Annotated in this window: 8 protein-coding genes; 2 read left to right on the forward strand and 6 right to left on the reverse strand. The window is 55.2% G+C overall.

The window, feature by feature from the left end; all coding sequences use genetic code 11:
• Window positions 1-39: 39 nt before the first annotated feature.
• Complete coding sequence (locus JFL75_RS10745) at window positions 40-825, reverse strand: SDR family NAD(P)-dependent oxidoreductase (protein WP_215626691.1); 786 nt, start codon at window positions 823-825, stop codon at window positions 40-42.
• Window positions 826-1,228: 403 nt separating this feature from the next.
• On the opposite strand from JFL75_RS10745, the gene JFL75_RS10750 reads away from it, so the two are divergent.
• Entirely contained in the window at window positions 1,229-2,269 is a 1,041-nt protein-coding gene (locus JFL75_RS10750) for a LacI family DNA-binding transcriptional regulator (RefSeq protein WP_215626692.1), read from the forward strand.
• 19 nt (window positions 2,270-2,288) lie between these two features.
• Window positions 2,289-3,776 (forward strand): mannitol dehydrogenase family protein, encoded by a 1,488-nt coding sequence (locus JFL75_RS10755; RefSeq protein WP_215626693.1) that lies wholly within the window; start codon window positions 2,289-2,291, stop codon window positions 3,774-3,776.
• On the opposite strand, the gene JFL75_RS10760 is transcribed toward JFL75_RS10755, so the two are convergent.
• The 5 genes from JFL75_RS10760 to gltB all read right to left on the reverse strand — a co-directional run bounded on the left by JFL75_RS10760 (window position 3,773) and on the right by gltB (window position 14,085).
• Window positions 3,773-5,182 carry an MATE family efflux transporter gene (locus JFL75_RS10760; RefSeq protein WP_215626694.1) on the reverse strand — a complete coding sequence of 470 codons (1,410 nt, stop codon included), beginning with the start codon at window positions 5,180-5,182 and terminating at the stop codon, window positions 3,773-3,775. The two genes, JFL75_RS10755 and JFL75_RS10760, sit on opposite strands and share 4 nt — an antisense overlap.
• A 160-nt stretch (window positions 5,183-5,342) precedes the next feature.
• Complete coding sequence (locus JFL75_RS10765; RefSeq protein ID WP_215628582.1) at window positions 5,343-6,890, reverse strand: FAD-dependent oxidoreductase; 1,548 nt, start codon at window positions 6,888-6,890, stop codon at window positions 5,343-5,345.
• A gap of 107 nt (window positions 6,891-6,997) precedes the next feature.
• A complete protein-coding gene (locus JFL75_RS10770) occupies window positions 6,998-7,858 on the reverse strand; it encodes a Cof-type HAD-IIB family hydrolase (RefSeq protein ID WP_215626695.1) in 861 nt (286 codons plus the stop codon).
• Window positions 7,859-7,910: 52 nt separating this feature from the next.
• Entirely contained in the window at window positions 7,911-9,359 is a 1,449-nt protein-coding gene (locus JFL75_RS10775; protein WP_215626696.1) for a glutamate synthase subunit beta, read from the reverse strand.
• Window position 9,360: 1 nt separating this feature from the next.
• Window positions 9,361-14,085, reverse strand: a complete 4,725-nt coding sequence (gltB, locus tag JFL75_RS10780) for a glutamate synthase large subunit (RefSeq protein WP_215626697.1) — start codon at window positions 14,083-14,085, stop codon at window positions 9,361-9,363.
• Between the last annotated feature and the right edge of the window lie 187 nt (window positions 14,086-14,272).

The raw sequence follows: 14,272 nt of genomic DNA on the forward strand, positions 1-14,272 counted from the left end.
CACCACTCCGCCGCCGTTTCAGCTGACGCTGCTTCTCCGTTACAGAATACCGCCGGCTATGGGAATATTGGTTCCCGTCATATACCCGGCGTCATTGCTCAGTAAGAACGCGACTACACCGGAAATTTCATCCAACGTTCCGCATCTCCGCATGGGAACCGCGTTGATCATCTGCTCGGCGACTATCTTCGGATCCCGGTCGTAATACTGCGAGTCCGCCTCCGCCTGCAGATCCACCTGGCGCTGCCAAAGGTGCTTTGTATCCATAAACGCCGGGGAAATGGAATTCACCCTGATATGATACGGGGCAAGGTCGACTGCCGCTGTTTCGGTAATACCGATAACCGCTGACTTTGACGCGCCGTAGGCAATCATGTTCGGCGGTCCGTGTATCCCGGCCATGCTCGCCGCGTTGACAATCGCCCCGCCGTGGTTATCAATCATGGACAGGGAAACCGCTTTAAGCACGTAAAACACCCCCAGAACATTGACTTTAATAACCCTTTCAAAATCATCCGGCGGATATTCGTGGGTCTTCCGGAATTCACCCTGGATACCGGCGTTGTTAAAAAGGTAATCGATCCGGTTTTTCTTTGTTATTTCCCCGATGGTCTTTTCGACATTTTCCCAGGAACCAACGTCACAGACATAGGTCTCGGCTTCTTTCCCTAACGCCTGTTTCGCTTCGGACAATTTATCCCCGTTAATATCAATGAGTATTACCCGTGATTTTCTCCGGATAAATTCCGAAGCGACCGCCTTACCAATATCACCGGCGCCGCCGGTAATTACGATTGTTTTGCCTTCAAATTCACTGTTATACATATTCCGCATCCATAGAATTGGGGAACGTCCGGAACTCGAGTTTTTCCGCTTCCCCGCCGGAAAAAACTGAACCGACACTTGCGGAAAGCGGCAGAGACGCCGCAGCCGCAGAAACAAGCATTTTATTCGTCAGACCCCTCCGTATTTTCCGGCCCGCCTCCGGCAGGCTTACATCTATTCTTCCCGTCAGGAAGCGTAAAAATTTGTTGTTCAGGATGAACGCCCGAAAGAAGAAAAACGTTTGCGCTAACGATTTCCTATTTTACTCTTGATTTTTTCGGCTGTCAAGAAATTATTCAATTCATCAATTTTTTGTATTATATAAAGTTACCAATGGGTAAAAATTTATTGACAAAAATAGGGTCCTGTGGTTAACTATTTTATAGCGAAGGAAGGAAAACGTTTGACTAAAAATCCGGCCTACCGAAAACCAACGATGAAGGATGTCGCACAAACCGCGGGGGTTTCAATTTCCTCCGTGTCCCACGTTCTCAACGGCACCCGTTTCGTCTCGGAGGATACGAAAAAGAAGGTCGAACAGGCCATACAGGAACTTAATTTCAAACCCAATCCCATAGCCAGAAACCTGCGGAGCGGAAAGTCAAAACTCATCGGTTTTGTGGTTTCCAACCTGGAAAATTATTTTTACGTCAGCCTCGCCAAGGGTATTGAGAAAACCATCGGGACGTACGGATACCGCCTGATGCTGATTGATTCCGCGGAAAGCAAAAAAAGGGAAATCGAAAACGCTGAGTCCCTGTATCTGCGGGGCGTGGACGGGCTTATCATCGTTCCGGCGACGCCTGACTGTGAGTACCTTAAAAAAATTGTCAGACCCGGTTATCCGGTTGTATTTGTCGACCGGCAGCCGTCAAACTATTCGGGAGATACGGTTCTCCTCGCAAACGCCGAAGCGGCGTTTGCCGCCACGAATTACTTCATTTCCAAGGGATACCGGGATATCGGTTTCCTGGGTTTCCATTTCGGCGACCAGGAAATCGACAAAACCATGCAGGAACGCATTGACGGATACACACAGGCTCTCCGGGAAGCGGGTATTCCCGTGAACCGGGATTTTATCCAGGTAAAAACAGGCATGCCGGCGGCGATGAATGAACTGCAGCATACCGAATCCTACAAGATGATGGAGCATCTGAGAAAATCAGCGGTCCGGGCGGTACTCTGCGGCAACAGCCTTTCCGCCATCGGCGCGTACAGCTATCTGAAGGAAAACCAGATCCGGATTCCCGACGATATTTCACTCATCACCTTCGATGATGATGTCTGGCTGAAACTGACGACCCCGCGGATTTCATCGGTTGTCCAGCCGGCGGAATCACTGGGTATACTTGCGGCGCAGCGGCTGATGAACCGTCTGGGAGGAAAGGATCTTCCCTATGAATGTTTCAGGCTGAAAGCCGACATTGTTCTGCGGGAATCATAATCCCGAAATGGAGAAAGATATGGCAGCGGTACATCTTAACAGAAAAAATCTTAGCGGAATCACCTCGGGTGTCAAAGTTCCGGAATATTCACCGGATAACCTGAAACCGTCAATAGTCCACATCGGACTTGGCCATTTTCACCGGGCCCACCAGGCGGTGTATCTGGATGACCTGCTGAACCTCGGCTCCGGCAATGCCGGTATATTCGAGATAAACACGATTCCGGACGGCACTGGCCTCGCGGAAAAACTTGCCGGCCAGGACAATCTCTATACCCTGATTTCCAGAGACGCCGGAGGAGCGGAGGAAGTCCGTGTCATCGGTTCTATCCTCGGATACCTTTCCGCCCCCGATAACCGGGAGGCGGCTATTGCCAGGATGGCTTCGGCGGAAACGGAAATTATCTCCCTGACGGTAACCGAGAAAGGGTATTATTACGATACCGTCACGGAGGATCTCAGCCGGGAACATCCCGATATTGTCCATGACATAACCAACCCACGGGAACCAAAAACAGTTATTGCCTATATTGCCGCGTCGCTGAAACTCCGGTCCGAAACGAATAAGAAACCCGTCACCATTATGTCCTGTGACAACTTCCCGTCAAACGGAAAAATCCTGAAAAAATGCATACTGTCGTTCTGCGAAACCGCATATCCGGATCTGATACCATGGATAGAATCAAACACGGCTTTTCCCAGTTCCATGGTAGACCGGATTACCCCCGCTACAACGGAAGCGGATGTACAGTATCTGGAATCCGCGTACGGTATCAAGGATGCCCTGCCGGTGTGCTGCGAAGATTTCAGGCAATGGGTTCTGGAGGATAACTTTAAATCCGCGGTGCCGGATCTCGCCAAGGCGGGAGTGGAAATCGTTCCCGACGTGGAACCCTATGAGCTGATGAAAATACGGCTGCTGAACGGGAGCCATTCAGCCTTATCCTACCTGGCGTATCTTTTGGGGTACCGGGAAGTGGCTCCGGCCATGGGAGATCCTCTGCTGAAAACCTTTATCAGAAATTTTTATATGGAAGAAATCACAGCGACGCTCCAGGATATACCGGGAACCGATTTCCGTGTTTACAAGGACACGCTGATCTCCCGGTTCACAAATACCAATATCGGAGACCATATACTCCGGCTAACCTTGGACGGTTCAAAAAAGATACCCAATGCCGTGCTTCTGCCGCTTGAGGAAACCCTACGGCAGGGCCGGCGCTGCAACGCCATTCTGCTGGCATTGGCCGGCTGGGCGCGGTTTCTCGAAGGTACCGATGAAGCGGGAGTCCCTATTCCGGTAGAAGACTGCGGCCGGGATACTGTCATGGCAGCAGCAGCCTCGGCGCGGCGCGACCCGGAGGGTTTTCTGCGTGCCATCGGGGTCCACGGTATCGGGGCCGACGAGATGCGGTCAATTTCCGGAATATTCAAGGATTATCTCGAGAAGCTGCACAGGGACGGAACCCGCAGGACCCTTGCCGATTTTACAGGCGTCCCTGATTAAAGCTGCGGCGGATCCGGATCGGTTCGTTCCGCTTGACCGATTGTACCCGCGGCCTCCTGGACATTCATTTCCTTAAACACACCATACACCAGGGGGATCGCGAGGAAAAACGCGGCAATATCCGCCGCGGGCTGGCTCAGTTGAATACCCAAAAGACCGAAGGCATTGCCCAGAATGAACAGAGCCGGCAGAAGGAAAAAACCCTGCCGGGATGTCGCCATGACGCTCGCCTTGAAAGATTTTCCGATGGTCTGCAGCAGCATATTGGATAAAATGATCCATCCGCTCAGGGGAAAGGTAAGGCACTGGAGGCGGAGGCCGAGGCTGCCGATGCTGATCACCTCAAGGTCATCCTTCCTGAAAAGGGCAATGATCTGCGGAGAAAAAACAAACAGCACCGCCGCAGTAGCCAGCAGCACGAGAAAAGAAGATTTTACACAGAACCAGAAAGCCCTTTTTACCCGGTCATACCGTTTCGCCCCGTAATTGAATCCGCAGACAGGCTGAAATCCCTGGCCGAATCCCATCAGCGCCGATGATGCGAACATGGTAACCCGGGTCACAATGGAAATACCCGCGATGGCCGCGTCTCCGTAAAAACCGGCGAACTGGTTTATAAAGATTGCGGACGTGCTGCTGATGCCCTGCCGGAACAGCGAAGGAAGGCCGCCCCGGAGCATTTCCCGGTAATTTTTAAGGGTCGGGGAAAAATCCCTGAACCGTATCGGTATGTTGCCCTCCCGCCGGGAAACCATGAACAGGACTATACAGCTTACAAGCTGACTGATCATGGTGGCCAGGGACGCACCCTGGACCCCCATGTCAAAAACAAAAATAAAAAGCGGATCGAGAATAATATTGAGAATCGCGCCGGTAAGCATACCGATCATGCCGGAAGATGCGCTTCCCTGGTAGCGGAGCTGGTTATTTAGAACCAGGGACCCGGCCATCCAGGGGGTTCCTATAAGTATAAACAGGAGATAGTCGCAGGCATAGGGAAGGATTGTTTCGGTGGACCCCAGGAGCACCGCCAGGGGACGGAGGAAGATAAGTCCGGCAGCCGCGACAATGGTACCGCCGATCAGCGCCGAAACGAAACCCGTGGCTGCCATTTTTGACGCCCGCTCCATGTCTCTGGCCCCGAGCTGGCGGGAAATATACGTTCCCGACCCGTTGCCGAAAAAGAACCCCATGGCCTGGATAATGGTCATCAGAGGGAACACGACCCCCACGGCTCCGGTGGCGCTCGTACCCAGGGAACCTACAAAATACGTATCCGCCATATTGTACAGGGCGGAAATCATCATAATAACCATTGCAGGAACCGCCAGGTGGCAGACAAGAAGCTCCACGGGAGTTTCAATCATGCGGAAGTATTTTTCATTCTCGTGATTTACGGAGTCCATCAGGCTGTCCTTTTCGGATTTGAAACAGTATACCCTGAAGCCGGCCTCCGCGCAATTGACTGCGCGGGAGCGGCGGCGCAAAGATTCCGTAAATCCGCCTGAATACAGAAAACCCCGGACCAGCCGGTCCGGGGTTTCAGATCAAAAAATTATCCGGTTATTAACTTTCCAGGGCCGCGTTTTTTCCCGCAAGGTACCCTGACGTATGGGCCCAGGAAATCGCGTTGCCGCCGCAGTAGCTGGCGCCGCTGACACCGGCGACAACTTCGCCGGCGGCGTAGAAGCCCTGTACCGGGTTGTTTTCGGCGTCCATGACCTGGAGTTTTTCGTTGAGCCGGACGCCGCCCAGGGAGAGGTTGTTCCAGAAGGACATCCGGACCATGTAGTACGGCCCCGCTCCGATCTGCCGGGGCAGGTTCTGCCGTTTGAACAGCGTATCGTCCTTGGCCTGGACCATTCTGTTGTAGGATGAAACCGTATCCGCCAGAGCCTGGGCGGGGATACCGGCTTTCCGGGCAATATCCGCCAGGCTATCGGCTTTGAACACCACCTGTTCCTTGGCGAATTCCGCGTTGAGTTTATCCATGGACCATGAGGGCATGGAGAAGAGGGTTCCCACTTCATATTTCTTGAAGGTCTCGTCCCAGGTAGCCTGGTCCGCCAGGAGGAAGTGGCATTTCTCTTCCTGCTTGGGAAGTTCCGTGGAAATTTTAGTAAGCCCGGTTTCCTCGCTTATGAAGCGGACGCCCTTCTTATTAACCAGGATGCCGCCGTTCTGGCAGAAATACTGGAAACGGCAGGCGACTCCGTTCCGTCCGTCGGTGACCACGCCCCAGGGATAGCTCGCGATGTACTGCATATGGCTTATGGGAACAGCCACATCCCGCACCGCGGCCATAAGCGCCGCGCCGTCATTGGCCTTAGCGCCAACCGCGACTCCGGCGCCCGCCACCGAAGGCACCCAGGCGTCCAGGGTTTCCGCGCTTCCCGTAATGCCGCCGGAGGCGAGGATCACGGCCTTTTTTGCCTTAATTGTAAAATTACCGCTTTTTGATGAAGCTTCTATACCAACTACCCTGTTGGCGGCTTTATCGAAAAAGAACCTGACCAGGGCTGTATTGAGCTGAACCGGAATATTCCGGGCTTTGGCTTCCTTATCGAGAACGTCGATATAATCCTTGCCGGTAAAGGTCTTCTGCCGCACCGCCCGGAGATTCGTGTGGCCCGCGTACGCTTCCAGAAAGAATTCCGCGAGACCGTGATCAGCCATCCAGTCAAAGGCAGCTCCGGAATTTTCCGTCCAGACTTTGACAATGTGGGGGAAATTCATGTATCCGCCGTACTCCATGGCGTCAACGGCAAACTGCTCCGCACTGTCGCTGACATTCTGCTGTTTCTGTATTTTTGTTCCCGAAGCGGTAAAAAGACCGCCGCTGAGAACAGTGGCGCTGAGGTATGAAGACGCGGATTTGTCGATAACCGCGACGCTTGCCCCGGCGTCGTACGCCTGGATAGCGGCCATGAGCCCGGCCCCGCCGGCGCCGACCACAACCACATCAGCTTCCTGGTCCCAGCTTTTCGGAAGGGTTCCGGAACCGCTCCCTTTGGTACCTGTCCCGGTGGTAGCGCAGGATATCGTGACCGCTCCTGCCGCCGCCGCCATGGCGGTACCTTTGAGAAATTTCCTTCGCGATACATTCTTTGACATACATTTCCTCCAATATATCTTCTTTTCTTAAAAAACTACAAAAAAACGGCAGTTGCCGAGATCATTATAAAAAAGCGGAAAACACCATCAGCAATTGAGGGCTGCCATTATAAGGAAAAAAGATCTTCCAGGAATTCGGCGACCCCGTCTTCGGCGTTCGATTTTATCGTTATATCCGCCGCCTTCCGGACGGACTCCTTGGCGTTGGCCGGAGCCGCGGAAAACCCTGCGGTCCTGAACATGGGTAGATCATTGTCCTCATCACCGAAGGCTATCGCTTCTTCGGGTTTTATGCCCCGGAATTTCAAGGCTTCCGCGAGGCCGCTCCCCTTTGAAACACCCCTGGCCATGACTTCAAGGTAGAGGGTATACGACCGGGTCTGGTAAATTTCGGAACCGTATTTCTGTTCCAGTATCGCATAGATTTCATCCAGCACCGGGGGCTCCGCGATAAACATACCTTTGATACAGCCCGTTATTTCCGGGACGGCGATTGCCTTTTTGAGGTCGCAGAATTCAATATCAAGGCCGCTCCGGTTTTTATAAAAGTCCGATTCCTTTGAAGAATTCTCGGCAAGAAGCCGTTCCCGGGGGTCATTTCCGAGCCGGGGCAGAAAAATGTGGAAATAAACATTTTTTTTTCTGGAAAGATCAATGCAGAAATCCGCCACATCGAGTTCAAGAAGAGTGGATGCGAGGATATCGAATCCCGGCATGCGGATAACTTCCGCGCCGTTGTAGTATACCATGGGGCCTTCGGCGCCCATGACCGACCGGAAACGTTCCGCCGATTCCGGGGACCGGCCGGTGGCAACGACAATACCGATGCCGCGGTTTTTGCAGGCATCCAGGGCGGCAAGGGTTCTGTCACTCAGTACGGAATCCGGGCGGAGGGTTGTTCCGTCCAGGTCCAGGGCAAGAGCTTTAATACTTTCGGGGTTGATCACGGTTTGATTGTCCTTATCCATACTGGATATTTTATCCGAAAAAAATAAACACCGATAGACCGGCAAGCGGTGTTTACAGGGTTTCGATGATCCGTTCCGCCGCTGTCCGGCCGTCGGCGATGGCGTGTACCACCAGGCTTGCGCCGCGCCGGGAATCCCCGGCGGCCCAGACCTTCGGGTTTGAGGTATGGAAACTGCCTCTGGTCCGGATATTGCCCCGTTCATCCGTTTCAAGACCGAAATCCGCCACCGCGCCGTCCTGCACCACATGGGTAAATCCCATGGCCAGCAGGACCAGGTCGGCGCCGATCTCAAAATCCGAACCGGGAACATCTTTCATCTCCGGCCTGCCGCCGGCCCATTCCGCCCGGCAGGCCCGGACCGCTTCCACGGAACCGTTCCGTCCGATAAAACCCTTGGTATTAACCGACCAGAGCCGCTCCCCTCCTTCCAGGTGCGAACTGGATGTTTTAAGCACCCTGGGCCAGAGGGGCCAGGGTTCATCCGGCGTACGGTGTTCCGGAGGCCGGGGCATTACTTCAATCTGGGTAACCCTGAGCGCTCCCTGGCGGTTCGCGGTTCCCACACAGTCGGAACCGGTGTCCCCGCCGCCGATGACCACCACCCGCTTACCGAAGGCGGTAATCGGCTCCGGACCTTCGCCGCAGGCTTCCCCGGCGTTGGCGCGGTTCTGGAGGGCCAGGTAATCCAGAGCCTGCACAATACCTCCCAGTTCCCGGCCGGGCACCGCGATGTCCCGGGGCTCCCGGGCACCGATGGTCAGGAGTACCAGGTCAAAGGTTTTTTCAAGTTCCCGGGCATCGATATATTCAGCACTGCAGCCGCTGGTCCCGAATCCGAACCGGGCCGCTCCTACCCGGGCATTGGTTCTGAAGGTAACCCCTTCGGCTTCCATAACACCAATACGCCGGTCAATAAAATTTTTATCCAGCTTGAAATCCGGGATTCCGTAGCGGAGGTATCCCCCCGGCTTCCGGTCACCTTCGTATACGGTAACCGAAAACCCGGCGCGGTTGAGATAATACGCCGCGGCGAGTCCCGCCGGACCGGCGCCCACGACGGCGACGTTCTTTCCGTTTCTGCGCTTCGGGGGACGGGGAACCACCAGGCCAAGTTCATAGGCCTTTTCAATAACCGCGAGTTCGTTCTGGCGAATAGTCACCGGCTCGTCATTGATACCCAGTACACAGGAAGCCTCGCAGAGAGCCGGACAGACCCGGCCCGTGAATTCGGGAAAGGGATTCGTGTCTTCCAGGACGGCCCAGGCTCCGGCCCAGTCCCCCCGGTAAACCCGGTCCTGCCATTCGGGCATTACGTTCGATACGGGACAGGCCCAGTGACAGAAGGGAACGCCGCAGTCCATGCACCGCGCGGCCTGAAGCCGCCGGTCATCGTCGTCCAGACGGCTTTCTACTTCACTGTAATCGTTTATCCGCTGCTCCACCGGCCGGTACCCGGCAACCTTCCGTTTAATCTTCAAAAAACCCTTGGGATCACCCATGCTACGTCCTCACCGTTATGTCTTCCTGTTCCCGGATCTCGTAGAGTTTCCGGTCCAGTTCCGCCAGTTTCATCTGCTGAAGCGCCCGTTTGTATTCCACCGGGAGTACCTTGATAAAACTGTTCCTGCTATGGTGCCAGGAATCGAGAATCTCCTTGGCGTACCGCGAACCGGTCCAGTACACGTGGTTCCGGATCATGTCCCTGACGAAATTTTCATCTTCCTCATTATCCAAAGATGAAAGCTCAACCATTCCCTTGTTGATGAAATACTCCAGTCTGCTGTTCCGGTCAAAAACATAGGCGATCCCTCCGGACATGCCCGCCGCGAAATTCCGGCCCACGTCGCCGAGAACAATAACGCGGCCGCCGGTCATATACTCGGCGCAGTGGTCGCCGGTGCCTTCCACGACGGCGACGGCCCCGGAATTGCGTACACAGAACCGTTCCCCCGCGGCGCCGGCGGCGTACAGCTCACCGGAGGTGGCGCCGTAAAGAACCGTATTCCCGGCGATGATATTCTCATTAGTATTGAAGGATGATCCTTCCGGCGGGGCGACCACGATGCGGCCGCCGGAAAGGCCTTTGCCGAGGTAATCGTTGGCGTCCCCGGCGAGGCGGAAGGTAATTCCCTTTGCCAGAAAAGCGCCGAAACTCTGGCCCGCGGATCCGGAAAAATCCACGGTAACGAAATTTTCCGGCAGACCCTGCCCGCCGAACCGCCTGGAGACTTCATAGGAGAGCATGGTTCCCACAGCCCGGTCGGTATTGCGTACGGGAAAGTTCAGGGCGGTGGGGATTTTCCGGTCCAGGGCGGAGAAGCATTGTTCTATAAGCGACTGGTCCAGGATACCGGAGATCCGGTGATCCTGATCTTCCACACACCGGACCGCCTTTCCGCCGGGTACGTAACCGGGTCCCTGTTCACGGTACAGGAGGCCGCTCAGGTCCACCCCGGAAACTTTTGATTTTCCGTTTTGCCGCTGGACAAGCATGTCCGGACGGCCCACCAGTTCATCGAATTTTCTGAATCCCAGAGACGCCATTATCTCCCGGGTTTCTTCCGCGATAAAACGGAAAAAATTAACGAGGTGTCCGGCCTTGCCCGTGAAGAATTTCCGCAGTTCCGGGTCCTGGGTGGCCACACCCATGGGGCAGGTGTTTTCGTGGCACTTCCGCATCATGACACAGCCCAAAACAATAAGCACAGAAGTCCCGAAGCCGAATTCCTCGGCGCCGAGCATTCCTGCTATGACGATGTCCCGCCCGGTCTTGAGCTGGCCGTCGGTCATAAGACGGACCCGGCCGCGCAGACCGTTTCTGACGAGGACCTGGTGGGTTTCGGCGAGGCCTATCTCCCAGGGCAGGCCCGCGTGGCGGATAGAACTCTGGGGGCTTGCCCCGGTTCCGCCGTCGTAGCCGGAAATAAGAATATTGTCCGCCCGTGCCTTCGCGACCCCCGCGGCGATGGTGCCGACTCCGCTTTCCGAAACCAGCTTAACGCTGATCCGGGCCTTTGGGTTCGCGTTTTTGAGATCAAAAATAAGCTCCGCCAGATCTTCAATAGAATAAATATCGTGGTGCGGCGGCGGGCTGATAAGGGTAACCCCGGGAGTGGAATGGCGGGTCCGGGATATGAGGGTATCCACCTTGTGGCCGGGAAGCTGACCGCCCTCCCCCGGTTTCGCGCCCTGGGCGATCTTGATCTGTATCTCCTCGGCATTGGCGAGGTATTCGCTGGTAACGCCGAAACGGCCTGACGCGACCTGCTTGATGGCGCTCCGCGCCCAGGTTCCGTCGGGGCGGACCGCAAAACGGGAAGGATCCTCGCCGCCCTCACCGGAGTTCGACCGGCCTTTGATCGAGTTCATCGCCAGGGCAATCGTTTCGTGGGCTTCCTTTGAAATAGAACCGAAGGACATTGCCCCGGTGGTAAAGCGCTTCATGATGGATTCGGCGGGTTCAACTTCTTCCAGGGGAACCGGACCCGCGGGGCCATCCGGGACAGTACCCGGTTCCGCGAATTCCAGAAGGCCCCGGATCACATGGGGATTCCGGTTGAGAGCGTCCGCGGCGGCGGAAAATTCCTTGAATCTGGCGTAATCTCCGGAACGGGCCGCCCGCTGCAGCAGCTGTATGGTTTCGGGATTCCAGGCGTGCTGTTCCCCGTTTTTCCGCCACCGGTACTGGCCGTCACCGGGCAAGAGCGATTCCGAAGTACCGGAATATTCCCCCGGCCCGGTGTAGGCTTTCCGCGCGGAACGGTACCGGTCCACGGCTTCGGTTTCCAGTTCCGTGAAGCCAACGCCGCCGATACGGCTGACCGTACCGGGGAAACACTTTTCAACAACCGCGCCGCCGAGACCGACAGCCTCAAAAACCTGGGCTCCCCGGTAGGACCTGAGGGTGCTGATGCCCATTTTGGATATGATTTTCAGAATCCCTTTCTGGAGTCCTTTGCGGTAATTTTTTTCCGCGTGCCGGTAATCCCCGGTACGGGCGGCGCCGGAATTCCGGCACAGGGAGGCGACGGAAGCCAGCGCTCCGTAGGGTACGATGAGATCCGTGCCGTACCCGAACAGCAGGGCAAAATGCATAACCTCCCGGGGCTCGGCGGTTTCCGCGATTATTGATGTCTTCATTCTGAGTCCCGACCGGATAAGGCTGTGGTGCACCGCCGCAGCCGCGAGCAGGGCGGGAACCGCGCATCTGCCGGCCTCAGGGGCAAGGGCTGCCCGGTCGGAAAGAACGATAAACGCCGCGCCGTCCTCAGCGGCCCTGATGGCTTCCGCAGCGAGACGGTCCACGGCGGATTCCAGGGCGCCGGGTACATCCGGGGTCTTCCCGGCGGAATCACCCGGAACATCCAGGGGTACGTAAAAAGTCGTGTCCAGAATTACGGAACTGAAATCTTCCGGGTATATTTCTTTTAAACGCTGAAGTTCCGCGGGAGTCAGAATTGGATTGAGAACCTTGACCCTGCGGCAGCGGGATTCCGTTTCCTCCAGCAGATTTCCCTGGGGGCCGGAGAAACTTGTAAGGGTCATGACCAAATCTTCCCGGATTGAGTCGATCGGGGGATTCGTTACCTGGGCAAAAACCTGTTTAAAATAAGAATATACCCGCTGGCTCTTATCGGAAAAAACCGCCAGAGGTGTGTCGGTTCCCATGGAACTGGTCGGTTCCTGACCGGACTCCGCCATGGCGAGGAGAAGTGTATCCCGGTCTTCCCGGGTATACCCAAAGGTCCGTTCCATAAAAAGCACGGCCCGTTCATCAGCAAGCTGCAGATCGCCGAAATCGTCCGCCTCGGATTCCTGGTTCAGGGTAACGACCTGGCGGGAAACCCATTCGCTGTAGGGCTTCGATTCACAGACCAGCGTCTTAACTTCCTCATCGGGAATGATGCGGCCTTTTTCCGTATCCACGAGCAGCAGCTTGCCCGGCAAAAGCCGGCCTTTATAGACTGCTTCTCCGGGTTCAAAATCCTGTACCCCGGTTTCCGAAGCCATTACGATGAGATCATCCTTGGTTACGGTATACCGGGAAGGCCTGAGCCCGTTCCGGTCAAGGGTCCCGCCCACGTACCGGCCGTCGCAGAATACGATTGAGGCAGGACCGTCCCAGGGCTCCATCATGCACGCGTGGTACTCGTAAAACGCCTTAAGCTGCGGTGATATCGGGTTTTTATCGTTCCAGGATTCGGGAATAAGCATCATCAGCGCGTGGGGCAGGCTCCTGCCGGACATTACCAGCAGCTCCAGGACATTATCGAGGCTCGCCGAATCGCTCCGGCCGGGCTCTATGACCGGAAGGATATCCTTGAGGGCGGCCCCGAACCGGGGATGGGAAAACAGCGCTTCCCGGGCCGCCATCCAGTACCGGTTTCCCTTTACGGTATTGATCTCCCCGTTATGGGCTATCATCCTGAAAGGCTGGGCCAGAGACCACGCGGGGAAGGTATTCGTGGAAAACCGGGAGTGAACCAGGGCAATGGCGGTCTCAACCCCGTTATCCCGCAGCTCGGGATAGTAGTTCCGGAGCTGACGGGGCATGAGCATCCCCTTGTACACAATAGTCCTGGACGAAAGGGAGGTTATGCAGAAATGTTCGGCAATTTCCGAAAACCGGGGATCTTCCCTGACAGTTTTTTCAATTTTTTTACGAAAAATATACAATTGAAATTCCAGATCGGTTACGCCGGACTTTTCAGTCTCCCGGCCGGGATTTCCGCCGCCGGAATTATCCGGAATAAGGAAGATCTGCCGTACCGATGGTTCCGAGGCTTCCGCGATAATGCCTATTTCCGAATTATCCGTAGGAACATCCCGCCATACCGGAACCAGCAGCCCCAGGGACAATGCCAGTTTGTCTATTTCCTTTTCAATGAGGCGGACCGGTCCGTTTTTTGTTCCGCCGGGCATAAAAACCAGGCCGGTACCGTACGATCCCGGTTCACCCAGGGAGGGGACCAGTTTCCGGTAGTATTCATGGGGAATCTGAAGGAGAACGCCGGCTCCGTCACCGGTTTTATTATCCGCGCTTTCAGCGCCCCGGTGCTCCATCCGTTCCAGGACTTCCAGTCCGCGTTCCAGGATTCCGTGCGACCGGCGGCCTTTTATATCCGCCACAAAACCGATTCCGCAGGCGTCATGCTCAAATTCACCGCGGTATAGTCCGCCGGGATGGTTCCCTGCGGTTCCTTTTGTCTTTTTTCGCTGCCCCACGGTGCCTCCTCTAATCTGCAGTAGAATTGTATTTATTTTACTATCACTTAAGAAACATTATATTTATACATATTTATGGATATTTATGCAATATAAAGCGGAAGTTTTATACTAATTTTTATATTTATACATTTTGAAAATACCGGGAAAATAAAAAAAATGCCGCCGCCGAAAGGAGGAACGGCGG

The sequence above is a fragment of the Breznakiella homolactica genome (assembly GCF_016616095.2).
Lineage (GTDB): Bacteria > Spirochaetota > Spirochaetia > Treponematales > Breznakiellaceae > Breznakiella > Breznakiella homolactica.

What these genes read in the sequence shown, in the direction of transcription:
- JFL75_RS10745 (WP_215626691.1), bottom strand. Translation starts at nt 825, where the DNA reads ATGTATAACAGTGAATTTGAAGGCAAAACAATCGTAATTACCGGCGGC.
- JFL75_RS10755 (WP_215626693.1), top strand. Translation starts at nt 2,289, where the DNA reads ATGGCAGCGGTACATCTTAACAGAAAAAATCTTAGCGGAATCACCTCG.
- JFL75_RS10760 (WP_215626694.1), bottom strand. Translation starts at nt 5,182, where the DNA reads ATGGACTCCGTAAATCACGAGAATGAAAAATACTTCCGCATGATTGAA.
- JFL75_RS10765 (WP_215628582.1), bottom strand. Translation starts at nt 6,890, where the DNA reads ATGTCAAAGAATGTATCGCGAAGGAAATTTCTCAAAGGTACCGCCATG.
- JFL75_RS10770 (WP_215626695.1), bottom strand. Translation starts at nt 7,858, where the DNA reads ATGGATAAGGACAATCAAACCGTGATCAACCCCGAAAGTATTAAAGCT.
- JFL75_RS10775 (WP_215626696.1), bottom strand. Translation starts at nt 9,359, where the DNA reads ATGGGTGATCCCAAGGGTTTTTTGAAGATTAAACGGAAGGTTGCCGGG.